We start from the raw sequence: 22,931 nt of genomic DNA on the forward strand, positions 1-22,931 counted from the left end.
GCCGGTATCAGATAAATCGCAATGACCCTGTTTCAGGAGCGAAAAGAAACACCATGCGAATCGACAAACTGACAACCAAGTTCCAGGAAGCCCTGGCCGACGCGCAAACGCTGGCCCTGGGCGGTGACCAATCCAATATCGAACCCCTGCACCTGCTCGTGGCGCTGCTGCGCCAGGACGATGGTCCGCGCTCGCTCTTGCAGCGCGCCGGCGCCAACGTGGGCCAGCTGCAGGCCGCAGCCGAGAAGGCCCTGGCCGATCTGCCGCGCGTGCAGCACCAGGACCAGGTGCAGGTCGGCTCCGAGCTGGGCCGGCTGCTGCAGGCGACCGAGAAGGAAGCCCTGAAGCGCGGCGACCAATTCATTGCCAGTGAGCTGTTCCTGCTGGCGCTGACCGACAGCAGCGGCTCTTCCACGCGCGCAGGCCAACTGCTCAAGGAAAGCGGCGTGACGCGCTCCAGCCTGGAGTCGGCCATCAACGCCGTGCGCGGCGGCCAGACCATGGACAGCGCCGAAGGCGAAGGCCAGCGCGAGGCCCTCAAGAAATACACCATGGACCTGACCGAGCGCGCGCGCATCGGCAAGCTCGATCCGGTGATCGGGCGTGACGACGAAATCCGCCGCTCCATCCAGGTGCTGCAGCGCCGCAGCAAGAACAACCCCGTGCTCATCGGCGAGCCAGGCGTGGGCAAGACCGCCATTGTCGAGGGGCTGGCCCAGCGCATCGTGGCCGGCGAGGTGCCCGAAAGCCTCAAGAACAAGCGCGTGCTGTCGCTGGACATGGCGGGCCTGCTGGCCGGCGCCAAATACCGTGGCGACTTCGAGGAACGCCTGAAGTCCGTGCTCAAGGAAGTGGCGCAGGAAGAGGGCCGCATCATCCTGTTCATCGACGAGATCCACACCATGGTCGGTGCCGGCAAGGCCGACGGCGCCATGGACGCGGGCAACATGCTCAAGCCGGCCCTGGCGCGCGGCGAGCTGCACTGCATCGGCGCGACCACGCTCGATGAATACCGCAAGTACATCGAAAAGGATGCGGCGCTGGAGCGGCGCTTCCAGAAGGTGCTGGTCGAGGAGCCTTCCGTGGAGGACACCATTGCCATCCTGCGCGGACTGCAGGTGCGCTACGAGGCCCACCACGGCGTGGACATCACCGACCCGGCCATCGTGGCTGCGGCCGAGTTGAGCCACCGCTACATCACCGACCGCTTCCTGCCCGACAAGGCCATCGACCTGATCGACGAGGCGGCGGCCAAGATCAAGATCGAGATCGACTCCAAGCCCGAGGTCATGGACAAGCTCGAGCGCCGCATGATCCAGCTCAAGATCGAGCGCGAGGCCATGAAGAAGGAAAAGGACGAGGCCTCGCAAAAGCGCCTGCAACTGATCGAGGAGGAACTCGGCAGCCTGGAGCGCGAGTACGCCGACCTGGAAGAGGTCTGGAAGAGCGAGAAGGCCAGCGCCCAGGGCTCCGAGCAGATCCGCAAGGAGATCGACCAGATCCGCATCCAGATCGAGGAGCTCAAGCGCAAGGGCGACTTCAACAAGGTGGCCGAGCTGCAGTACGGCAAGCTGCCCTCGCTGGAAAAGCAGCTCAACGAAGCCCAGGCCAACGAGCAGGGGCAGGGCGGCGCGCCCGCCCACAGGTTGCTGCGCACCCATGTCGGCGCCGAGGAAATTGCCGAAGTGGTCAGCCGTGCCACGGGCATTCCCGTGGCCAAGATGATGCAGGGCGAGAAGGACAAGCTGCTGCGCATGGAAGACCGGCTGCATGACCGCGTCGTCGGCCAGGACGAGGCCATCTCGGCCGTGGCCAATGCCATTCGCCGCTCGCGCTCGGGCCTGTCCGATCCCAACCGGCCTACCGGTTCCTTCCTGTTCCTGGGCCCCACGGGCGTGGGCAAGACCGAGCTGTGCAAGGCGCTGGCCGGCTTCCTGTTCGACAGCGAAGACCATCTGGTGCGCATCGACATGAGCGAGTTCATGGAAAAGCATTCCGTGGCCCGCCTGATCGGCGCGCCGCCCGGCTACGTCGGCTACGAGGAAGGCGGTTACCTGACCGAGGCCGTGCGCCGCAAGCCCTACAGCGTGCTGCTGCTCGATGAGGTGGAAAAGGCCCATCCCGACGTGTTCAACGTGCTGCTGCAGGTACTGGACGATGGCCGCCTGACCGATGGCCAGGGCCGCACCGTGGACTTCAAGAACACGGTCATCGTGATGACGAGCAACATAGGCTCTTTGCTGATCCAGGCCATGGTCGGCGAGGATTACGATGATGTGAAAGATGCGGTCTGGGGGGAACTCAAGAACCATTTCCGACCCGAATTCCTCAACCGCATCGACGAAACCGTGGTCTTCCACGCGCTCGACGCGAAGAATATCGAGTCGATCGCAAGGATTCAGCTCAAGCTGCTGGAGCGTCGTTTGGAGAAAATGGACCTTGCGCTGCAGGTGTCCGACCAGGCACTGGCCGAACTGGCCAAGGTGGGCTTCGATCCCGTTTTCGGGGCCCGGCCGCTCAAGCGCGCGATACAGCAGCGGATCGAGAATCCGCTGTCGAAACTGCTGCTCGAAGGGCGCTTCCCGCCCAAGAGCACGATTGCGGTACATGTGGACCCGGTACTGGAGCCGGGCGTATTCCGGTTCGATGCGGCAGACCCCGCCTGACGCACCGGGCCAGCCAAGAAAGGCTTTGCTTTGAACGATTTTGTCGCCACCCTGACCCGCTGGGCCGTTCGCATCCTGCTGATGCTTGTGGGCCTGGTCTTCTTTGTCAGCCTGCTGACCGCCGCGGCGCTGCTGGCCCTGGTCTGGGCCGTGCGGGCGCTGTGGGCCAGGCTCACCGGCCAGCCGGTGATGCCCTGGGCCATGCGCATGAGCCCGCGGGCGGGCTGGCAGACCGTGTACCGCTCCGGCTCCGAGTGGATGGCACAGCGTCCCCAGCGCGCCTATGGCGCTGCCGAGGGCGGTGGCCGCCGCGCCGGTGCTGGCGTACTGCCGGGTGCGGGCGAGGTGACCGACGTTCAGCCCCGTGAAGTGCGCGAGCCCTGAAGCGTCTTGCTGCAGCCTTTACGCGGCCTGTGCATCTTCGTGCCCAGGCCGCGCGTGTCGGCCCGTATAGTCTGAAACCCTCGGGAGCCCGTGCAAGGCTCCCTTTTTTTTCCTGCCGCTGCATGCCAACATGTGCCGCGCCGCATCCTTGGAATGCGGCGCATGCAAGTGTCTTCTTACCATTGAGCCTATGACCCAGCTGGATCTCCACCGCGTCTTCGACCTTCAGTACCAGGCCAGCCGGGCGCAGGTGGACGTGCCCCTGCTGGTACGCCGCGAGCGCCTGCTGCGCATGCAAAAGCTGCTGGACGAGCACGGCCCCGTGCTGGCTGCCGCCGTGCAGGCCGACTTCGGCATGCGCTCGCCACGGCTGACCGAGATGGTGGAGCTGTTCGTGCTGCGCAACCTGCTCAAGCACACGCTGCGCCATCTGGCGCGCTGGTCGGGGCGCCAGCGGGTGCGAACGCCGCTGATGCTCATGCCCGGCCGGGGCTGGATAGAGCGCCAGCCGCTGGGCGTGGTGGGGGTGATTTCCCCGTGGAACTATCCGGTGCAACTGGCGCTGGGGCCGGCCATCACGGCCCTGGCGGCGGGCAACCGCGTCATGCTCAAGCCCAGCGAACTCACGCCGCACACCTCGGCCCAGTTGGCAGCGCTGGTGGGGCAGTTTTTCGCGCCCGAGGAATTCGCCGTCATCGAAGGCGATGTGAGCATTGCCACGCAGTTCTCGGGCCTGCACTTCGACCATCTGCTGTTCACCGGCTCGACTGCCGTGGGCCGGCGCGTGGCCCAGGCGGCGGCGGCGCACCTGACGCCGACAACGCTGGAGCTCGGTGGCAAGTCGCCCTGCATCATCTCCACCGACTGCGACCTGAAGGAGGCCGCGCTCAAGATCGCGCATGGCAAGCTCGTCAATGCGGGCCAGACCTGCATCGCCCCCGACTACGTGCTGCTGCCGCGCGGGCAGGAGGCGGAGTTTGCCGAGGCCTTTCGCACCGCGGCGCGGCGGCTGTTCCCGCGCTTTGCCGGCAATCCGGACTATGCGGCCATCCTCACCAAGCGCCACCTGGCGCGCCTGCGGCAGATGCTGCGCCAGGCCCAGGGCATGGGGGCGCATGTCGAGTGGATGGAGGATGGCGGAGCCGGCCAGGAGAGCGCCGACATGGCCTGGGGCGATGCCGTGGAGCGCCAGATGGCGCCGGCCCTGGTCTTCAATGCCACCAGCCAGATGCAGCTCATGCAGGAGGAGATCTTCGGCCCCATCCTGCCCGTGATCAGCTACGACAGGCTGGATGACGTGGTCTCGGCCATCAATGCGGGGCCCAGGCCGCTGGCGCTGTACTGGTTCGGCCGCGATGAGAAAGTGCGTGATGCCGTGCTGTCACGTACCATCAGCGGCGGGGTGACGGTCAACGACACCCTGCTGCACTTCGCCCACGAGAACCTGCCCTTCGGCGGCGTGGGCGACAGCGGCTGGGGTGCCTACCATTCGGAGCAGGGCTTTGCACGGCTGAGCCATCAGAAGGCGGTGTTCGTGCAGTCGCGCTGGTCGGGGGCTCCAATGCTGTATCCGCCCTATGGCGCAAGGTTCGACCGCATCATGGAGTTGATGCGCCGCTGGCTGTGAGCGAGGGGGTGATTTCTCGCCGTTGCCGGGCTTGCCTGCATCGTGAGAAATTGTCAACTGATTCCTTGCCAAGCCTTGTGTCGCGTGCGCCAGCTGCTCTTTTTTGGAGAGCACATAGCACATCCCAATCCCGAGGGCAAGAAAACGAGCACAGCCGTACTTGCGTGCATGGCTAAGAGCCGCAACGCACGCAAAAAGCGCGATTCCTGTGAAAATCACGCCCTTCTATTTTCACCTGTTTTCGTTTCGGTTTTTCCATGTCTAGTATCCAGGTTCGTCCAGCCACTCTCCGCGATGCAAAAGCGATTGCCCAGATCCATACTGCTTCCGCCATGGAGGCTTATCGCGGTCTGGTTCCCGATGACCAGCTCAAGAGCATGTCGTCGGTAGAAAAACGCCAGGCCTATTGGCGCGAAGCCATCGAATTTTGCGAACCCCAGGTTCAGGTCGCCATCGATGGCGACAAGATCGTCGGCTTCGTCGGTTTCGACCGCTCGCGCGATGAAAAGTCGCGCCAGACCACCGGTGAAATTTGGGCCATCTATGCCTCTCCCACGCACTGGAATCAGGGTGTGGGCGTGGCCCTGTGGGACGCCGCACGCGACGGCCTGCTCGAAGAAGGCTGCACCAATGTCACCTCGTGGGTGCCGCTGCGCAATGAACGCGCGCTGCGCTTCCATGAGCTCGCCGGCTTCAAGCGCGAAATGTCCACCGCCAAGACGGCCCAGGTCGGCGCTCTCAAGATCGAGGAAGTGCGGCTCAAGCGCGCACTGAACTGATCGATTCGCCAAACCATCCACCCATCACTCACGGAGCAGCAGGCCTTGTCCTCTTCCCAGAACTGGTCCCTGCTGCAGTGGCAGGAGCACGAGGCCACCCAGGTTGCCCTGTGGCGCGCGGACAGCACCATGACCGCACCGCGCCGCATCGTCATCGCTGACGACAGCCTGGCCGCCGACAGCGCCTACCGCCTGGCCTGCGAAGGCCAGGCCATGCTGTGGCGCGGCGATTTCCAGAATGCCCGGCAGTTGCTGTCGGCCCTGGGCCGCCGCCTCGACAAGCCCGCCCGTGAGACTTCCGCCAAGGCGCGCCAGCGCCGCGCCGGCAAGGAAGACGCCAAGCCAGTCTTTCCCCACGCCTTCCACCTGCACCGCCAGGCACTGGCGCAGCGTGCGCGCATCCTGTCCAGCGTGATGATCGAGCTCGATACCCGCTGGCACTGCGCCCTGCGCCGCGCACCGGACTGGAGCGAAGCCTGCCGCGAAGCCTGGGGCGAGATTCCCGCCGACCAGGGTGCTCAAAGGGTGATCGTTCCCCTGCGTGAACTGCTGGGTGCCCTGGGCGCACATGAGTGGCGCAAGAAGGGCGTGGCCCTGGCCGTGCCGGGCATGCCGGAGTTCAGCATTCATCCGCACTACGGCGTGTTCTCCCCGGTGCGCGGCGAGTACCTGGATCTGGTGGCGCAGGCGCCCCTGCCGGCCGCAGCCCAGCAGGCCGACGCCGCCGTCTGGGATATCGGCACGGGCACGGGTGTGCTTTCCGCTCTCTTGCTGCACCGTGGCGTGCGGCAGGTGGTGGCCACCGACCTGAGCGACCGGGCACTGGCCTGCGCGCAGGACAACCTGCAGCGGCTGGGTCTGGCGCAGCGCGTGAGCCTGCGCAAGGCGGACCTGTTCCCTGAAGGCCGGGCCGCCTTGGTGGTCTGCAATCCGCCGTGGCTGCCGGGCAAGGCCAGCTCCTTGCTGGAGCAGGCCGTCTATGACGAAGGCAGCCGCATGCTGCGCGGTTTTGTCGAAGGCCTTGCTGCACATCTGCTGCCGGGCGGCGAAGGTTGGCTGATTCTGTCGGATCTGGCCGAGCACCTGCAGTTGCGCTCGCGCGAGGAACTGCTGGGCTGGATCGATGCCGCAGGCCTGCAGGTCCTGGGCCGCGAGGACATCCGCCCGCGCCATGGAAAGGCTGCGGACTCCACCGATCCGCTGCACGCGGCACGCGCCGCCGAGCTCACCTCGCTGTGGCGCCTGGCGCCGCGCTGATCGCGCGCGCGCGTCCACCCTTCGATTCGTCTAGGCGCCCTGTGCCGTCGCTGCCTCCTGGGGCAGCAGATGCCGCAGGCGCTCGCGCAGGGCATCGGCGCGCTCGTCGCCCGCATGTTCCTGCACGGTCTGCAGCAGCTGCAGGGCGGCCGCCTGCAGTGCCTCAAGATCGCGCGCCTCGCGCAGCAGATGGCGCAGCACCTGGGCCTTGTCCTCATGGCGGTTGGCGAACATGCGCTCGCACATATCGAACAGGTACATGCGTGTGCCGGCAAGATTCAGCGTGGCGGCGGGGCTGGGCGGGTTGGATTCCTTCGCAGCGGCCGGTGCCATGGAGGCGGCCTGGGGCGATGACGCGGCGGCTTGGCCAGCCAGGCGCTGCAGGTGGCCGCTGGCGATCAGTTGCTCGATCAGTTCGCCGGCCTGTGCGCCCAGGACCTGCTGCAACTGCTCCTCGGTGCGGCCATCGGCCATCAGCAGCACCGAGCGCTCGCGCAGCGGCAGGCTGCGGCGGCCGGGCTGCAGCTCTTCAAGGGCCTTGGCAGTTTTTTGCAGCAGCATGGTGGGGGCAGGGAGTCCGACAAGCCACGATTGCACGTTACATGAATGACCGTGGCGTGAAGAAGCCATGACAACTGGTCCGACCGATGCTCTGCGGCAAGGGCACAATCGCCTGCCATCGCATGGGCGGGCGCTGATTTCCAGGGGCTGGCGGCCGATGCCGATCGCAGAAATATTGTTTGATCTGTAACAGGAAGACGGGGCGCAGGCCCCGCGACATAGGTGATGAGACTGTTGCTGGCGCCCATGGAGGGCTTGCTTGATTTCGTGCTGCGCGATGTGCTCACGCGCGTGGGCGGCGCAGACCGCTGTGTCTCGGAGTTCATCCGCGTCACGGGGACCGTGCTGCCCGACAAGGTGTTCCTGCGCACCATGCCGGAGCTCAACAATGGCAGCCGGACGCTGGCCGGTGTGCCCGTGCGTGCGCAACTGCTGGGCTCGGACCCGGACAGCATGGCGGCCAATGCGGCCAATCTGGCGCGCCTGGGTCCGGAGGGAATCGATCTGAACTTCGGCTGCCCCGCCAAGGTGGTCAACCGCCATGGCGGCGGTGCTGCGCTGCTGCAGGACCCTGAGCAGATCGCGCGCGTGGTGGGTGCCGTGCGTGCTGCCGTGCCGGCGGCCATGCCTGTGTCGGCAAAGATGCGCCTGGGTTTCAACGACACGACCCTGATGACCGAATGCGCCCAGGCCATGCAGGCCAGTGGCGCCTGCGAAATCGTCGTCCACGCCCGCACCAAGCTCGACGGCTACCGTCCGCCTGCCTACTGGGACATGATCCCGCGCATCCGCGAGTCCGTGACCGTGCCCGTGGTGGCCAATGGCGAGATCTGGACGGTGGAGGATGCGCTGCGCTGCCGCGAGCAATCGGGCTGCGGCGATCTGATGCTGGGCCGGGGAATCGTTGCCGACCCAGGCCTGGCGCTGGCCATTCGCGCTGCAGTGGAAGGCGGGCAGATGTCAGCAGAGCATGTTGAAGCACAGGTGTTCTGGAGCGATCTGGTGCCGCAGGTCCAGCGTTTCTGGGACATGGTCTGCGAGGATCTGGAGCCGCGCCAGCGCGCAGGCCGCCTCAAGCAATGGCTGAACCTGCTGCGCCGCCGCTTTCCCGAAGCCGAGCAGGCTTATCAGGAAGTGCGCACGCAGACTGACCAGCGCGAGATCACGCTGTGGGTGCAAGCGCTGGCGCGGCGCCAGGAGTGGGCCGGGCTTTAGCGCGATCGGCCGGTCACAGCAGATGGTCGGGCGCCAGCGGGCCAATGAGCTTGAGCATCAGGCGCAGGCCCCAGCTGGCATCGGGCTCGCTGTGCTCGTCACCGCGCTCACTGTCTTCCGAAGCCCGCCACACCAGCTCGCCATCCTTGTCGAGCTCGACGCGCCAGCTGCCATCCTGCAGGCCCTCGTCAATGCTTTGCGTGGCCAGGCGGCCGAACTCGCGGCTGGCGATGAGCAGGGCAATCTCGGTGTTCTGCAACTGGGAGCGCAGATCCAGGTTCATCGAGCCGACTGCCACCAGATGCCCGTCCACCACCAGCAGCTTGGAGTGCAGCATTGCACGCGATGCGCCTGTGGAACCCGAAGGACCGCCGCCACCCGTGCTGCCCGAACCGAATGCAGAGCGGACGCTGGCCGCCGTGCTGCGCATCTCGTAGAGTTCGACGCCCATCTCCAGCAGCGCCTTGCGGTGGCGCGCATAGCCGGCATGGGCCAAGGGTGCATCGTTGGAAGCCAGCGAATTGGTCAGAATCCGCACGCGCACTCCGCGTTGCCGCGCGCCACGAAACGCCTCCATCATGTCCGGGCCCGGCACGAAGTAGGGCGAGACCACCAGCAGATCGCGCCGGGTCTTGCGCACGAGGGCCAGCAGACCATCGACCACCGAATCGGCCTCCAGCACCGGACGCGCCGCCTGGCGCAGGGTGCCAGCCGGCTGGCCCATGGGCAGCGTGCCGGCAGGCCTGGCCTGCGGGCTGTGCGGAGCGGGGCTGGCCTGTGCAGACGCATCCGTGCCAGCGCCTGTGATGGAGCCTGGGCCTTCATCCCTGTCCAGCGGAATCTTGGCGGGCTCATCCACCAGCACGGCGGCCGATGCCCAGGTCCAGCGAGCTTTGCGCAAATCCATGGGCTGCTGGTCCCAGATGATCCGGCGCTGCTCGGCCGTCTGGTCATCTGCCTTTGCCTCCTTCGGAGGAACGGCTGGCGTGGGGTCATCCTCCTGCGCCTGGTCATCATCGTCCGCAAAGCGCTCGCGCAACTGTTTGAGCTCCTTGAGGCTGATCAGCGACTGGACGGGATAGGCGCGCTGGTTGTTCCAATAGCTGTCGAAGCTGCGTGACAGATCGCCGACCACCGGCCCCGCCGCCAGCACGTCGAGGTCCACGAAATTGCTGGCGCTGTCCGCATCGAAATACGCATCGCCCAGATTCCGCCCCCCGATCACGCCCATGGCGTTGTCGGCGATGAACAGCTTGTTGTGCATGCGCTGCTGGGCCCGCTGGAAATCCGTCAGCAGCGTATAGGCCCGGCCCAGTGCCGAGCTGCGCGCGCCTGCCAGGGGGTTGAACATGCGCATCTCGATACCCGGCACAAAGGCCAGGCGCATGACCTGCGCATTCGCGCCCGTGCTGTGGAAATCGTCCAGCAGCACGCGCACGCGCACGCCACGCCGTGCTGCCTCGACCACGCCGCGCAGCAGGCGCTGCGTGCTCTCGTCGGCATGGATGGCGTAGTACTGCAGGTCCAGCGTCTGCTGCGCTCCCTCGACCAGTGCCAGCCGGGCGCCATAGGCCGCCTGGGCACCGGACAGGAGGGTGAAGGCGGAGGTCTGCTTGCTTCCCGCTTCGGAGCGCTGCTGTTGGATCAACTGGCCCAGGGGGGTGACAGAGGAGTTGGTTAGCGCCCGGGTCACGGGTCTTTCCACCTGACTGGGCAAGCCCGCGCAGCCGGTAGACGCAAGAAGCGCCAGCAAGACCATGCCCATCAGCGACTGACGCAACCGGTTCAGGGGTAAGGGCAAGTCGCTCATGGTGATTGAAACTGGTAGGTGGGCTGATCTGTGCGAATGCGGAGCTGTTGAATTCTTGCATGACACATCTGCGGCGGATGTGGCCGAAAACGCGGCGTGCCTGCCGGACCAGTCTGGCGCAATGACAGGCGGCGTCGTGTGGCCGCCGAACGGTTCCATCCTTGCGCGATCACAAAGCAATAATCAAATATGTCCTTTTGCAAGTTTTTGTTTCCGCGCGCAACGCGGGTCCGAGGCTTCACCTTGATTGAACTCATGGTGACGCTGGCCATTGCCGTAGTGCTGGCGATGCTGGCTGCGCCTTCGATTGGCGACTACATCGTCAAAAGCAAGATGAACGGCGTGGGCGGCGAGTTCTCGGGCTCAATCCTGCGTGCCAGGAGTGAATCCGTAAGCCGCAATACCTGCGTCACCATGTGCATGAGCAGCAAGGCGGCTGATGCGGCACCTGTATGTACGACGACGGGCAGTGACTGGCAGGTCGGCTGGATTGCCTTTTTGAACACCAGTTGCGATGCCACCGCCACCAAGCCTGCGGTGGATGGCGATCTGATCTTCGCCCGGGTGGCCAACGGCAGCGACGTGCTCCTGTCTGCTGCGGGCACCACTCCGGTCAGGTCCATCATGTTCAATTCCTCCGGTTCGCCGTCCTTGCCCAGCTCTTCCCAGTTTGGCCTTTTCTACAAGGACAAGGACAGCTCCTACACCCAGAGGTATGGCTCCAATATCTGCATTGATGCCCAGGGACGTTCCAGGAGCATCCCAGGCGACAAGTCCTGCTGAGGGCCAAGAATGAAATTCGCTCATGCCATGACACGCCGCACTCATAAAGGCGTAACGCTGATTGAGATGATGGTCGCGCTGATCATTATGTCCATCGGCCTGCTGGGCTTGGCTGGGCTGCAGGCGGCCACGACGAAATACCGGATCACCACCATGTCGCGCGCCGCAGGGACCGGCCTTGTATTCGACCTGTCGGAACGCATTCGCATCAACGCCGATGCTGCGGGCCCGAGCTTCATGCAGAGCGGCAGCGAAGTTGCCTCTCTGTATACGATCGCCTCTGACTGGACCGCGCAGCAAAAGGACAGTTTCTCCGTGAGCAAGAACTGCAACACGGCGGCCTGCACTTCCAGCGAGCGGGCCACTTTCGATCTGCTGACCTGGCGCCAGAAGGTCCGCGACAGCATGCCGCAGGGCGGTGCCATGCTTTCAGGCAACAAGCGCGATGGAATTACCGTGACCCTCATGTGGTTCGACAAGGAGTTCACCGACGGCAGCTCGGATGCCACGTTGCAGAAGGCACCCACCTGCAATGCTGACCAGAGCGGCATGGCTCGGCAGACCTGTTGTCCGGCAGAGGCCAAGGCGGTCGAAGGGGTGCGCTGCTCCCGTTTTTCTTTCGTGCCCTGAGCTATGAAAACGCACATCCAGCCACAGCGTGGCATGACTCTTGTGGAGCTGATGGTGGCACTGGCCATCAGCATGGTCATCATACTTGCCGCCGTTTTTGTGTACACGGCATCAGTGGATTCCCAGCGCGCCCAGGACCGCAGTACTGTCAGCAGCGAGACGGGGGCATTTGCCATGCAGATGATGGGGCGCGCCATCATGAATGCCGGCTTCTATCCGGCGCCAGCGTTGCCCATCCCGGTGGATGTAAGCCAGACTGGTATGTATGACACTTATCCGCCCATCCCTGCTACTTCGCGGGTGTCTACCGATTGGGCGGATCCCGCCAGCGGCTGGCCTCCCACGGCCTTTCAGACCGGGATCTATGGCTGCGATGGTGCAAAGCTTGACGTTGCCACCAGCCTCTGCGGGACGGAGACCGCCAATGACCCCGACACCCTGGTGATCAATTACTTCACCAGCGATTCGATGGGTGGCGCAACGGGTTCGCGTTTCGACTGCACGGGGCGGGACGTGGCTTCCGATCCCAGCAACAGCGAGCGCAACAAGGATGCCAAGGGTGTGACCATCGCAGATGGCAAGCCACCCCGCCTGCCGCTGTTCGGCTCCAACCGCTATGCACTCAGTGCAGGCACGGTGTATGTGGGGCGAAGTGAGGTGAGCACCAAGAGCCTGGTTTGCAGCGGCAATGGCAAAAGCCCGCATGGCACGGCGGACAGCACAGCCTACCAGCCACTGCTGGCGGGCATCGAGGACATGCAATTCACCTATGGCATCTATTCGACGAATCAGACGCTTTCCCCGGATCGCTTCTATACGGCCAAGGAGGTCAATGGACTGTCAAGTACCGTCATCGACGGTGTCACCATGACTGGCTGGCAGCGCGTTGTCTCCATTCGGGTCTGCATTCTGACCAAGACCCTCAATGGCAGAACCCGTATCGCCGACAAATCCGGCAGTGAGCGGAAGTATGTGGATTGCCAGGAAGTGGAAAAGAGCCAGCCGACAGGAGAGACCTATACCCGGCTTGTCCAGGTTTTCGGCGCTCGCAATGGCCTGAAGCAAAGTTACTAGATCGCGTGATCATGTCGTCGCAACAAAAAATCAATCATCAACGTGGCGTGGCGCTGGTTGTCGTGATGCTGCTGTTGGTTGCCATCACGGGTATCACGCTGTGGATGGTCAAGCAATCGACTCTGTCCGAAGGATTGGCGCGCAACCAGCAGGATCAGGAGGCTGCACGCCAGGCGGCCGAATCCGCGCTGCGCGATGCGGAGCGGGACATCCTGAATGCCGAGGCCGCGCTGCGCACCAATGCGTCCTGCTCTCGCGGCGTGCAGGAGCTCAACCCCAACGACTTTTCGGCCACGTGCAAAGGTGGGCTTTGCTATATGGCCGATGCCAGCTATACGACCACAGACTGGTCCACCGCCGCCAAGGACAACAAGACTGTTGCCGAGCCCTGGTGGCCTACAGGCAAGGGGGGGCTGTGGAATGACGACTTTGACTCCAAGCCCGGCCGAATGCCTGTCACCAGCAAGAACTGCGACTTCTCCGGCGGTGTGCCGCTGGGAACCTATACAGGTGTGGCTGCCATCACGGGCGTGGCCGTGCAGCCCGAATACCTGATCGAGATCTTCCGCAGAAAACATGTGCGGATGAATCTCGACGAAACCCTGGTCACATCGCGGGGAGAGAACGCGAACCAGTGGTCGTATATGTACAGGGTGACGGCCCGTGGCTTTGGCTACTCGCAACGCACGCAGGTGGTGCTTCAGACCATCTACTTTCCTTGAGGTGAGGGAAAAATGAATACAAGAAAATCATTGCTGGTCTTTGTGGGCGGTCTGGTCGCCGCGCTCGCCTGCGCTGCCGTGGGCGCGACGCCGCTGGAGGTCTCCAGGCCACGCCAGGGCGTTCCGCCAAACATCGTCACATCGGCCAACAAGCCGATGATCATGTTGACGGCCTCGAAGGACCACACCCTGTTCGGGCCGGTCTACACGGACTTCGAGGACCTCGATGGCGACGGCGTGATCGACACCACGTTCAAGCCCGACTTCAAGTACTACGGCTATTTCGATGCCACGAAGTGCTATGCCTATGAAAGCGGCATCTTCGTCCCCAAGGTGCTGGCGACGAAAACAGAGATCACCACCGGGACCGTCAAATCCAACAAGTTCAGCTGTCCTGCCACGCAGTCTTACTGGAGCGGCAATTTCCTCAACTGGGCAACGATGACGCGCCTGGATACCGTGCGCAAGATGCTCTATGGAGGCTTTCGCAGCGAGGACAAGAACGAATCCACGGTGCTGATGGGCTCCAGGCTGGTGCAGGATGCGCACTCCTTCGTCAAGTACTACCGTGGCACCGATATCCGGGAGTTCACGCCTTTCAACCGGAACGATCTGAACAGGACCAAAGATGGTGTTACCTACTATGCGGGCCTGAGCATGTGCGTCACCGGCAGCAGCGAAGACCCTGCCGCGTCGGTGCCCAACATCCGGATGGTCAGGGGCAATGTGCGGTTCTGGTCCACCGTGGAAGTCAAGCTCTGTCGCTGGAGAGATGATCCGGACAACTACAACCTTGGCACCTTCGGCCCCAAGCTGGCGCGCTTCTATTCCGATGTGAACAAAGGCAACGGCGGGGTCCCGCATGAAGAGAAAATTCCATCCAGGACAGCGGATGGAGCCACCTATTCGGGCATAGGCCCTGACCTGGTCGTCAAGGTGAAGGCCTGCGTTCCCAGCCTGCTGGGAGATGAACGCTGCCAGGCCTATCCGTCGGACTCCACGTCCAACTACAAGCCCTATGGCCTGCTGCAGGAATTCGGCTATCCGAGCACCAGCAACGCCGCGGCGCGCGTGGAATTCGGCCTGATCACAGGCAGCTACGACAACAACCATACGGCTGGCGCATTGCGCAAGAACATCCGCGACCTGGACGATGAAATCAACCGCAGCAACGGGGTGTTTTGTCACAGCGACTCCTCGGGATGTGCCAAGAAACTGGACGATCTCCGAGACACGGGCAAGGGCGCCATCAAGACCTTCGACTCGATCATTCTGTTCGGGCGCAATGGCACCTCGTATGGCAACGGCAAGACACCTAGCAATTCTCCCGATGGAGATTTGCCGGCATGGGGCAACCCCATAGGCGAGATGGTGGTGCAGGCCCTGCAGTACTACGCCTACAACGGCAGCAGTCCAACGCCCAACAATCCCTCATCCAGCAAGAACGACACGACGGCGGGCATGCCCGTGGCGGCCTGGGCCGACCCGCTGGCCACGACGGACGCCCGTGCAAAGTATGGCAATGCCATTTGCAGGCCGCTCAATATCCTGGCGTTCTCGGCCAATTCGCTGAGCTTTGACGGCCAGGCTGCAACGTCCTTCGCTACCTTGTCCAATACCAGCGGAAACCTGGATTCCTACGTCAACAAGATCGGGGATGCCGAAGGGCTGACAGGAACATCACGCTCCGTGGGCTCGGTAAGCGGCAAGGGATTGACGGCGGCTGACGACAAGAATGCCTGTTCCGCGAAAACGGTGGGCACGCTTTCGGACGTCAATGGCATCTGCCCTGAAGCGCCGGCCATGGGCGGAACCTACCAGGTGGCAGGCGCCGCGCTCTATGGCAATACCGCCAAGATCCGCAATGTCTCCAACCCGCCTTCGGACCTGGGTACGGTGGAGAACGCCCTCAAGGTCCGGACCATGGCGGCCTCGCTGACCGGGGGGTCTCCACGCATTGATGTGCTGATCCCTGGAAGCAACCCCAAGAAATATGTCTACATCACACCCGAGAGCGTGCAGAACAATGGAAATGTCAGCGCGCCGCTGACCTTTGCCTCCATCAGTTCCGGCGAGCGCTATGGATCATTCATCGTCACCTGGAATGACATTTTGATGGGCGGTGACTATGACATGGACATCACCGGCTTCCTGCGTTACGACTTGACCGAGAATGCCAAATCGCCTTCCGGCTGGGATATCACCATCACCACCGACATCCCGGCGGTCTGCGGAGGCAGCCCGGGAACGCATGGCTTTAGCGTCATTGGCGTGCAAACTGGCGGCAAGTCAGCCAACGGGCGGTACCTGACCCATCAGCACTACAGCAGCGGCAAGCTCAGCGGCATGCCCGAGACATCCCAATACCTGTGCGGTGATGACAGCTATCGCAACAAACGGCTGGTAAGCGGGAAGACCTACGACGGCACAGTCTGCAATGTCACCGGCAATGGCACGGTCAGCTTTTCTGATGGCTCCAGCAGCAAATTCTCCGACTATTGCACGGTCAAGAACGAGGACTATCTGGTGCCCATGACCTTCAACATGGTCGGCGAGACGGATGCCCTGATCAGGGACCCGCTGTGGTATGCCGCGAAATACGGCTACTTCCGGTCCAGCGAGAAGCTGTCCAACGGCACCTACAGCACACTGACCATGCCGCCCAACCAGGCTAGCTGGGACAGCCTGAGCAGCGATGGAAACTCGGGCTCGGATGGTGTTCCGGACGGCTACTTCCTCGCACGCCGTCCTGAAATTCTCGAGGCCCAGTTGCGTCGGGTGCTGGATGCCGTGGCGAAGGACTCGAATGCGGCTCCCGCCATTTCGTCCTCTCAGTTCGTGTCAGGCAGCTACAAGTACGTGGCCAAGTTCGACAATGCGACCTATTCGGGCGCGCTGGAGGCCTACAAGATCGATGCGGACGGCAATGTCGGGGCCAATTACTCGTGGGAAGCCGGGCTGCTGCTCAAGACCGCCGCGGCGGGTGGCACACGCGCCATCATCACCAACAGCGGCAATGGCAGCAATGCGGGTATCGCCTTGCGCTGGGACTCCCTGACCGACGCCTATAAGGAGCAGATGACCACGGCTTCAGCCAACAAGCTCAGCGTGGATAACGCCAAGCTGGCCTTGAACTATGTGCGCGGCGACCAATCTCTGGAGGGCGCCTCCGCTCTGCGCCAGCGTGGCAATAGTCTGTTGGGCTCCATCGTGAACGGTACACCCTGGATACAGGATCGCCCCCAGGCGCTGATTCAGGGCAATTCCGACTACACCAAGTTCTATGGTGACAACCGCAGCCGCAAGAAGCTGCTGTGGGTGGCTGCCAATGACGGCATGCTGCACGCCTTCGATGCGGAAAATGGCAATGAGCTGCTGGCCTATGTGCCGGGGGTGCTGGCCAATCGCCTGCCCGAGCTGCCGCTGCAGCGCGACACTTCCAGTCGCACCAAGCTCAACAACGCCAATTTCACACTGGATTCCACCGAGACCTTGCCGCAGGGCACGATCTGGCCCTATGTGGACGGCAATCCTTTTACGGCTGACGTATTGGTGACATCGGGCTCCAAGTCGGTGTGGCGGTCTTATGTCTTCGCATCGCTGGGTCGCGGTGGACGCGCCGTGTTTGCTCTCGATGCGACTGACCCTTCGAGCTTCTCGGAGTCCAATGCATCCAGCATCTTCAAATGGCAATTCACGTCGGACGATGATGCGGATCTCGGCTATATCACCGGCGATGTGGGTATCCATACCACCAGCAATCAGGCCACACCCGTGGCAAAGATGAACAACGGCCAGTATGCGCTGCTGCTGGGCAATGGCAACAGGTCTCCCGGTGGCAAGGCGGTGCTCTATATCCTCTACATGGATGGCCCTTCGAGCGGCAGTTGGAGCGGGCGCTATACCAAGATCGTCGCCGATGCCGGCACCGGCAATGGCATGGCCATGCCACGCTGGGAGGACTACAACGGCGACGGTACGGCCGATGTGATCTACGCAGGGGATCTCAAGGGCAATCTGTGGAAGTTCGATGTGTCCAGCACGACGGCAGACAACTGGGGTGTAGCCTACAAATCCACGTCGTCCGCCAATCTTCCCTTGTTCCGAGCCCAGTACACCACGGGTACCGGGCCCTCGGCTGTCACGACGCAACTGCCCATCACAACGGCGCCGCAGACCTTGTTCATGGGGCGTGGCGGCATGCTGGTCACCTTCGGTACTGGCAATGCATTTGAAACCGGGGACTTTCCCGCGACTGGCACCACGCAACGCGTCTATGGCATCTGGGATCGCCCTGGTATGCCCACGACAAGGGCGTTGCCGGCCTGGTCGGGCAGCACGCTGGTGTCCCGTGCCTACACGCGGGACAGTGCAGGCAATGTCTATGTGTCTTCCGATGGAACGGCGCTGGATTGGTCACAGCATGATGGCTGGTTCATCGCTCTGCCTGGCTCGGCAGAGGCCGTGATCGCTGATCCGTCGCTGGATGCGGGCGTGCTTTCCCTGGTGGGAGTCAGGCCGAAATCGGATTCCAACCAATGCTCGGACACACCCAATACGACCCTCTACACCATCGACCCCATTTCTGGACGTGCCGAGCGCAATGTGCAAGGCACGATGGTGGTGAGTTCCAAGACGGTCATCATCGCGGGCAAGGACATTGGCGGTGACCAGCGCGTGCGTGTGGTCAATGACCGCTCGAAGAAGCCTTTCACCAAAACCTGCAAGGCGGGCGAGCCCGGATGCACGTGCACGGGCAGTACTTGCGAGAAGGCCTCTCCCACCTGCGGCCCGGGCATGGGCGCCAAGCGCGTGGTGGGCCGCAACGCGGACGCTATCATGTGCTTCAGCTCGTCACCCCGCATGCAGTGGCGCGATGTGCCGGGCTTGAGGACCAACCAATGAAAAAAGCTCCTCGATTGATGGCTGGCTTCACCTTGATCGAATTGATGATCACGGTGGCCATCGTCGCCATACTGGCCTCGGTGGCCTACCCGTCCTACAAGGAATACGTGGCCAAAAGCCGACGGTCTGAAGCCAGGACCGTTCTCGCGTCCGCGCAGCAATGGATGGAACGGTTCTATTCGGAAAATTTCCGCTATGACAAGAACAGCGCTGGAACTGCCGTGACCAATTCTGCGCTGTTTCCTGCATATTTCTCGGTATCTCCCCCCAAGGGGCAGGGCACGGCGGTCTATGACATTTCGGTTGTGGTGACTGAGGATGTGCGGGATGCCTACTCCATCAAGGCCGTGCGAAAAGCCTCTGCAGGCATGGCCTCGGATCGCTGCGGCGATTTCTACCTGGACCAATACGGCCGCAAGGACTTGAAGGAGTACAGTGACAAGTATTTCGCCAACAAGCAGGCGGCCATGGACTACTGCTGGCGATAGTCGGCGGATGGGCGGGGGCTGCCGCTGACTACCTGAAATGGTCTCCAAATTGTCCTCGCAATGGATGGCACAAGCCATCGGGCTTGCCACGCAAGCCCTGTTCATAACCTCACCCAACCCCCGGGTTGGCTGCGTCATCGTCGACTCCCGGGGGCAGTTGCTGGGTCAAGGTGCCACCCAGCGAGCAGGTGGTCCGCATGCCGAAATCATGGCCTTGCGCGATGCCCAGTCCCGGGGGCACTCCGTGCGAGGCGCCACTGCCTATGTGACCCTGGAACCCTGCGCCCACCATGGCCGCACGGGACCTTGCTGCGATGCGCTGGTCGAGGCGGGCATTGGCAAAGTGGTGGCGTCGTTGACGGATCCCAATCCCCGCGTGGGCGGACAGGGCTTTGAGAGGCTGCGCGCCGCAGGTGTCGAGGTTGAGATTAGTGATGGCGCAGACCAGGCGTGGGAACTGAATCTGGGATTTTTCAGCCGCATGCTTCGGGGTAGGCCTTGGGTGCGCGCCAAAGTGGCAGCTTCTCTGGATGGCATCACTGCATTGAGCAATGGGCAGAGTCAGTGGATCACCTCTGCCGAAGCCCGACATGATGGCCATGCTTGGCGCGCTCGCTCCTGTGCGATTCTCACGGGCATAGGCACGGTGCTTGCCGATAATCCTCGCCTGGATGTCAGGGAGGTCGAAACGTTTCGGCAGCCTACCCTCATCGTGGCGGATAGCCAGCTTCAGACACCTCCGGATGCAGTCTTGTTTGCGGCGCAACGCAAGGTGGTCATCTACACAGCAGTCAGTGATCTGACGTCAGACCGTGCGCTTGCGCTGGTGGAGCGTGGAGCGCAGTTGTTGTCTATGCCTGATGGGCAGGGGCGTGTGGATGTTCGGGCCATGATCCACGATCTGGCGAGGCTGGAAGTGAATGAACTGCACGTCGAGGCGGGTCATCGACTCAACGCAGCGCTTGTCGAGGCCGGGCTGGTGGATGAGTGGTTGGCCTATCTGGCCCCCAAGCTTCTGTGGGGCGGGGCTGGTTGGGCCGATACGCCCTCTTTGAGCAGGCTCGCCGATGCGCAGGCCATGTCATTCCAGTCGGTCGCAAGCGTGGGCGACGACTTGCGGGTGATTCTTCGGAAGGTAGGAGCGGATCGGCTTGGTGTGGACGGCTCCACCTGAGGCATCTCACGCGGTCGCAGCTACCGTCCCCAGCACTCTATCGCTTTGGTATTCGCGCCCAGGTTCCGTGCATCGCGCTCGCCCGTATGGGTCAGTGTGAAATCGCCGCATCGGTCGTTGAGCTGGGAGCCACGGCGCGTGGCGATCAGGGTGTAAGTGTCGTCGTCGTGGCCGCTGGTTGCCAAAAAGTCGATGGTGTAGCGCTTGCTGGAGTCGCGGGTCCAGGTCAGATCGACGGGGAGCTTGGTGGGGTAGACCCCGTTGGCCGTGGCTGCGCGCTCCAGCCATTGCTGGGCCTGCAGCAGGCCGGCGCGGGCATCGGCGCGGTGGACTCCGCGGATGTATTCGTTGTAGCTGGGCACGGCGACGGTGCCGAGGATGACTATGACGGCTACGACGATCATGAGTTCTATGAGTGTGAAGCCCGGGGGAGGAGGGTGGCGCATTGTGCGGCTCATTTCATTTGGCGCCAGCTGGGGCGCAGGGATTGCTCGGGCATGCGGGCGAGGACGTTGCGGCGGCCATCGGTGTCGTAGCCAATGGCGTGATGGCCTTTGTTGAGCAATGTCTGGGATCCCCCGGAGACCGTTGCGCGCGAGGCCTCCTGATCTGCCGTGTCGTAGACGCCGTCGCCGTTGCTGTCTATCAATGGAACACTGGGCCGCTTGCCATCCATGATGTTCATGAGCGTCAGAAATTGGCTTTCCTCGCTCACATTGCAGGCATCAGCGGGGTGGCTTATGGCTTCACCAGGACGTTTGGAGGATCTGGCGGGTATCTGGCTGTAGATCGCGAGGAGGTTGCTGCCATCGTAGAAGCTCATCGGCTTGAGCAGGCGCTCGCCTGACAGGGGAAGGTCCACGTACCAGCCTTTGTGCCGCGTCCAGTCGAGGTCGGTGGTGGAGTCCACTCGCCAAGTGCCACGGCCTACGATCCCTTGCGTCTGGGGGGGCACCGAGCGTTTGGCCAGCTCACCGATGCCGGATAAGGGGGCTGGACGCTGCCCTGCAGGCAGCTTGCACTCAGAGTCCGAGTCACCCGTGCAAGGCTGTACACGGCCGTCCGCGAGCAGCTTGTAGCGGGTGTTGTCGAGGATGGAATAGATGCTCTGCACCGCCGTATTGCCGGTGTCCTGCTGGTTGATGTTGCGTCCTGTGCCGAATGCCACCAGCATGCCGCCCACAGTCACGCGTTCATTGCTTCCCGAGGGTTCTGTGGTGACGCTGTACCGGTCATTGGCGCGTACGGACGCAGGGGCGGTAATGGGCTGGCGCAGTGCGCGAGAGGCCGTTGGCGAACTGCCACCCATGGCGGTGTACAGCGGCCGGCCGTTGAAGGCCATGCCCCAAGCGGAGGAGGCATCGCTGGCGATGATGAATTTCCACAGATTGCCCTGGAGGTCGCCCGCATAGACCACATCGGGCCGGCCATCGCCATTGATGTCCACGAGGCGTGGGGCGGAGAGCCCATTGTTGGTGGTATCCGGTATGGTGCCGGTGGGGATGTCTCCTGTGGCCACGATGCGCAGCAGCTCCTGGTTGCCATCGAGGTACTGGATCAGCAGCACGGGTCGCTGGTTGATGCTGTGGTAACCGTTGCCTGTCACCAGAGCCCAGCGGTTGTTGTTCAACTGCGTGATCTGGATGCTGCGTTGCGGGTTGGCATCGTCCCGCACGGGGGCTGCAAGGATATGGCCCAGGTCCTTGTCTTCCTGGCAAGTGGTGCGCTGCCAGAGGTCGGCGGAGATGGCGCAGTCACCGGGATCGCTGTTGCGGGTCTGGGTGCGGTCCAGCAGGACCAGCGTGCCGGCGCCGTGCTCGTTGAAAGCCTCTGGGTGCGTGATGTCCAGCACAAAGTAGCCTTTGGCACCGGCGCCCGGCATGCCTGCCAGCACGGTGCGCCACTGTGGGGATGCATGGCTGCCTGAGTTGATGTCGCCGCTCATGGCAGAGCCATCCACGAAGTAGCGATGCCGGGTGTCGTAATCGAGGTCGGAAAGGCGGGCCAGCCCCGAAATCACGCCACGGGGGATGTAGGCGATCTTCTCGCTGCCGTCAGTGGCAGAAAAGCCGTGCAGCATGCCGTCGTTGCCGCCCGCGTAAATCATGGGCTGGCGCTTCTGCTGGGCGAGCGCATAGGCCGCATAGCCCGGCAAAGGCGAGTTGTCCACGGGGTGGCCGGTGTGCCAGATCTGGGAGTTGACGATATCGCCCTGGCGCGAGCCGCGTTGGCGAAAAGGGTGGGCTGGGTCAGGGCGCGGCGGTTGTCCCGCAGCTTCCATGCGGCGGTCGCCACGTATGAAGTTGAACCTGTGCTTGCCCAGTTTGTCTGCCCTGCCTTCGGCATCGACGCCGAAAGACGCCTTCTGGGGGCGGTCCAACTTATGCCATTGGAAAGGCACGCCCCTTTGCAGTCTGTCACTCCAGGTCAGGATCAGGCGTTCATTGAGTACCTGTTGATCACTGAGTGCATCCAGGTGGTCAGCCGTGCTTTTGCCTTGCCAGCCGGCTGCTGCGGTGATGCTCCCGTCGGCTTGGACCGTTTCTGCGTTGATCCAGCCGCTCCAGGCGGCTTTGGCGCTGTAGCGTGCCGTGAATATGTCCACGCCTGCTTGTGCAATCACGCTGCCGTTGGAGGTGGCGGAGCTGCTGCGGCCCTTGGCATCGGCTGTCCGGCCTGTCGGACAGTCTTCAATGGGCGTGGCAAATTCGTTATCTTTTCTTTGTGCCAGGGAAACTGGCGTACCTGCCTCAGAGAAGCGTTCGGCCTGGCTGTTTTGCGCGGCCAGGAGTGCGGCGATCACGGCTGGCAGCAGGAGGGGGCGGAACCCAGGGTGGAAGAAATAAGGCATGTCAG

General features: G+C 63.1%; 17 protein-coding genes. 13 read left to right on the top strand and 4 right to left on the bottom strand.

Features of this window, described 5'->3' with window-relative positions; genetic code table 11:
- Nucleotides 1-53: 53 nt before the first annotated feature.
- The 5 genes from clpB to IB269_RS01640 all read left to right on the top strand — a co-directional run bounded on the left by clpB (nucleotide 54) and on the right by IB269_RS01640 (nucleotide 6,713).
- Nucleotides 54-2,666 (top strand): ATP-dependent chaperone ClpB, encoded by a 2,613-nt coding sequence (clpB, locus tag IB269_RS01620; RefSeq protein ID WP_012207006.1) that lies wholly within the window; start codon nucleotides 54-56, stop codon nucleotides 2,664-2,666.
- Between the two features lie 30 nt (nucleotides 2,667-2,696).
- Nucleotides 2,697-3,050 (top strand): hypothetical protein, encoded by a 354-nt coding sequence (locus IB269_RS01625; RefSeq protein ID WP_012207005.1) that lies wholly within the window; start codon nucleotides 2,697-2,699, stop codon nucleotides 3,048-3,050.
- A 130-nt stretch (nucleotides 3,051-3,180) separates the two neighbouring features.
- Nucleotides 3,181-4,677: a coniferyl aldehyde dehydrogenase gene (locus IB269_RS01630; RefSeq protein ID WP_192366278.1), complete on the top strand. Its 1,497-nt coding sequence runs from the start codon at nucleotides 3,181-3,183 to the stop codon at nucleotides 4,675-4,677.
- A gap of 257 nt (nucleotides 4,678-4,934) precedes the next feature.
- Complete coding sequence (locus tag IB269_RS01635) at nucleotides 4,935-5,456, top strand: GNAT family N-acetyltransferase (protein ID WP_013801040.1); 522 nt, start codon at nucleotides 4,935-4,937, stop codon at nucleotides 5,454-5,456.
- Between the two features lie 45 nt (nucleotides 5,457-5,501).
- Nucleotides 5,502-6,713, top strand: a complete 1,212-nt coding sequence (locus tag IB269_RS01640) for a N5-glutamine methyltransferase family protein (protein WP_192366279.1) — start codon at nucleotides 5,502-5,504, stop codon at nucleotides 6,711-6,713.
- 30 nt (nucleotides 6,714-6,743) lie between these two features.
- Here IB269_RS01640 and IB269_RS01645 read toward each other — a convergent pair whose 3' ends face one another.
- Nucleotides 6,744-7,274 (bottom strand): hypothetical protein, encoded by a 531-nt coding sequence (locus IB269_RS01645; RefSeq protein WP_192366280.1) that lies wholly within the window; start codon nucleotides 7,272-7,274, stop codon nucleotides 6,744-6,746.
- A 225-nt stretch (nucleotides 7,275-7,499) separates the two neighbouring features.
- On the opposite strand from IB269_RS01645, the gene IB269_RS01650 reads away from it, so the two are divergent.
- Nucleotides 7,500-8,489, top strand: a complete 990-nt coding sequence (locus IB269_RS01650; RefSeq protein ID WP_192366281.1) for a tRNA dihydrouridine synthase — start codon at nucleotides 7,500-7,502, stop codon at nucleotides 8,487-8,489.
- A 13-nt stretch (nucleotides 8,490-8,502) separates the two neighbouring features.
- Here the strand turns inward: IB269_RS01650 and IB269_RS01655 are convergent, their stop codons facing one another.
- Nucleotides 8,503-10,299, bottom strand: a complete 1,797-nt coding sequence (locus IB269_RS01655; protein ID WP_192366282.1) for a phospholipase D family protein — start codon at nucleotides 10,297-10,299, stop codon at nucleotides 8,503-8,505.
- Nucleotides 10,300-10,488: 189 nt separating this feature from the next.
- Here IB269_RS01655 and IB269_RS01660 point away from each other — a divergent pair, with 189 nt between their 5' ends.
- From IB269_RS01660 to ribD, 7 genes are read left to right on the top strand one after another with little or no spacing between them, the layout of a single operon-like run.
- Complete coding sequence (locus IB269_RS01660) at nucleotides 10,489-11,082, top strand: GspH/FimT family pseudopilin (protein ID WP_052155255.1); 594 nt, start codon at nucleotides 10,489-10,491, stop codon at nucleotides 11,080-11,082.
- A 27-nt stretch (nucleotides 11,083-11,109) separates the two neighbouring features.
- The gene (gene pilV / locus IB269_RS01665; RefSeq protein WP_225613938.1) at nucleotides 11,110-11,712 is read left to right on the top strand and encodes a type IV pilus modification protein PilV; all 603 of its coding nucleotides are present in this window, start codon (nucleotides 11,110-11,112) and stop codon (nucleotides 11,710-11,712) included.
- 3 nt (nucleotides 11,713-11,715) lie between these two features.
- On the top strand, nucleotides 11,716-12,786 hold the full coding sequence (locus IB269_RS01670; RefSeq protein ID WP_043819245.1) for a PilW family protein: 1,071 nt from the start codon (nucleotides 11,716-11,718) through the stop codon (nucleotides 12,784-12,786).
- An 11-nt stretch (nucleotides 12,787-12,797) separates the two neighbouring features.
- Nucleotides 12,798-13,508 (top strand): PilX N-terminal domain-containing pilus assembly protein, encoded by a 711-nt coding sequence (locus IB269_RS01675; protein WP_192366284.1) that lies wholly within the window; start codon nucleotides 12,798-12,800, stop codon nucleotides 13,506-13,508.
- Between the two features lie 12 nt (nucleotides 13,509-13,520).
- Nucleotides 13,521-18,413, top strand: a complete 4,893-nt coding sequence (locus IB269_RS01680) for a pilus assembly protein (RefSeq protein WP_225613939.1) — start codon at nucleotides 13,521-13,523, stop codon at nucleotides 18,411-18,413.
- Nucleotides 18,410-18,901, top strand: a complete 492-nt coding sequence (locus tag IB269_RS01685) for a type IV pilin protein (protein ID WP_192366285.1) — start codon at nucleotides 18,410-18,412, stop codon at nucleotides 18,899-18,901. The genes IB269_RS01680 and IB269_RS01685 overlap by 4 nt, the downstream gene beginning before the upstream one ends.
- 37 nt (nucleotides 18,902-18,938) lie before the next feature.
- Nucleotides 18,939-20,075 carry a bifunctional diaminohydroxyphosphoribosylaminopyrimidine deaminase/5-amino-6-(5-phosphoribosylamino)uracil reductase RibD gene (gene ribD / locus IB269_RS01690; protein WP_192366286.1) on the top strand — a complete coding sequence of 379 codons (1,137 nt, stop codon included), beginning with the start codon at nucleotides 18,939-18,941 and terminating at the stop codon, nucleotides 20,073-20,075.
- A 20-nt stretch (nucleotides 20,076-20,095) separates the two neighbouring features.
- Here the strand turns inward: ribD and IB269_RS01695 are convergent, their stop codons facing one another.
- Together IB269_RS01695 and IB269_RS01700 are read right to left on the bottom strand one after the other, a co-directional pair.
- On the bottom strand, nucleotides 20,096-20,521 hold the full coding sequence (locus tag IB269_RS01695) for a type IV pilin protein (protein ID WP_192366901.1): 426 nt from the start codon (nucleotides 20,519-20,521) through the stop codon (nucleotides 20,096-20,098).
- 8 nt (nucleotides 20,522-20,529) lie between these two features.
- A complete protein-coding gene (locus tag IB269_RS01700) occupies nucleotides 20,530-22,926 on the bottom strand; it encodes a pilus assembly protein (RefSeq protein ID WP_192366287.1) in 2,397 nt (798 codons plus the stop codon).
- Between the last annotated feature and the right edge of the window lie 5 nt (nucleotides 22,927-22,931).

Source organism: Delftia sp. DLF01, assembly GCF_014852125.1.
In the GTDB taxonomy this organism is placed as follows: Bacteria; Pseudomonadota; Gammaproteobacteria; order Burkholderiales; family Burkholderiaceae_C; genus Comamonas; species Comamonas acidovorans.

Excerpts from the sequence above, each read along its gene's own strand:
- IB269_RS01680 (WP_225613939.1), top strand. The coding sequence starts at position 13,521 with ATGAATACAAGAAAATCATTGCTGGTCTTTGTGGGCGGTCTGGTCGCC.
- IB269_RS01655 (WP_192366282.1), bottom strand. The coding sequence starts at position 10,299 with ATGAGCGACTTGCCCTTACCCCTGAACCGGTTGCGTCAGTCGCTGATG.
- IB269_RS01675 (WP_192366284.1), top strand. The coding sequence starts at position 12,798 with ATGTCGTCGCAACAAAAAATCAATCATCAACGTGGCGTGGCGCTGGTT.
- IB269_RS01670 (WP_043819245.1), top strand. The coding sequence starts at position 11,716 with ATGAAAACGCACATCCAGCCACAGCGTGGCATGACTCTTGTGGAGCTG.
- pilV (WP_225613938.1), top strand. The coding sequence starts at position 11,110 with ATGACACGCCGCACTCATAAAGGCGTAACGCTGATTGAGATGATGGTC.
- IB269_RS01660 (WP_052155255.1), top strand. The coding sequence starts at position 10,489 with ATGTCCTTTTGCAAGTTTTTGTTTCCGCGCGCAACGCGGGTCCGAGGC.
- ribD (WP_192366286.1), top strand. The coding sequence starts at position 18,939 with ATGGTCTCCAAATTGTCCTCGCAATGGATGGCACAAGCCATCGGGCTT.
- IB269_RS01630 (WP_192366278.1), top strand. The coding sequence starts at position 3,181 with ATGTGCCGCGCCGCATCCTTGGAATGCGGCGCATGCAAGTGTCTTCTT.
- IB269_RS01695 (WP_192366901.1), bottom strand. The coding sequence starts at position 20,521 with ATGCGCCACCCTCCTCCCCCGGGCTTCACACTCATAGAACTCATGATC.
- IB269_RS01650 (WP_192366281.1), top strand. The coding sequence starts at position 7,500 with ATGAGACTGTTGCTGGCGCCCATGGAGGGCTTGCTTGATTTCGTGCTG.
- clpB (WP_012207006.1), top strand. The coding sequence starts at position 54 with ATGCGAATCGACAAACTGACAACCAAGTTCCAGGAAGCCCTGGCCGAC.
- IB269_RS01635 (WP_013801040.1), top strand. The coding sequence starts at position 4,935 with ATGTCTAGTATCCAGGTTCGTCCAGCCACTCTCCGCGATGCAAAAGCG.
- IB269_RS01700 (WP_192366287.1), bottom strand. The coding sequence starts at position 22,926 with ATGCCTTATTTCTTCCACCCTGGGTTCCGCCCCCTCCTGCTGCCAGCC.
- IB269_RS01645 (WP_192366280.1), bottom strand. The coding sequence starts at position 7,274 with ATGCTGCTGCAAAAAACTGCCAAGGCCCTTGAAGAGCTGCAGCCCGGC.
- IB269_RS01685 (WP_192366285.1), top strand. The coding sequence starts at position 18,410 with ATGAAAAAAGCTCCTCGATTGATGGCTGGCTTCACCTTGATCGAATTG.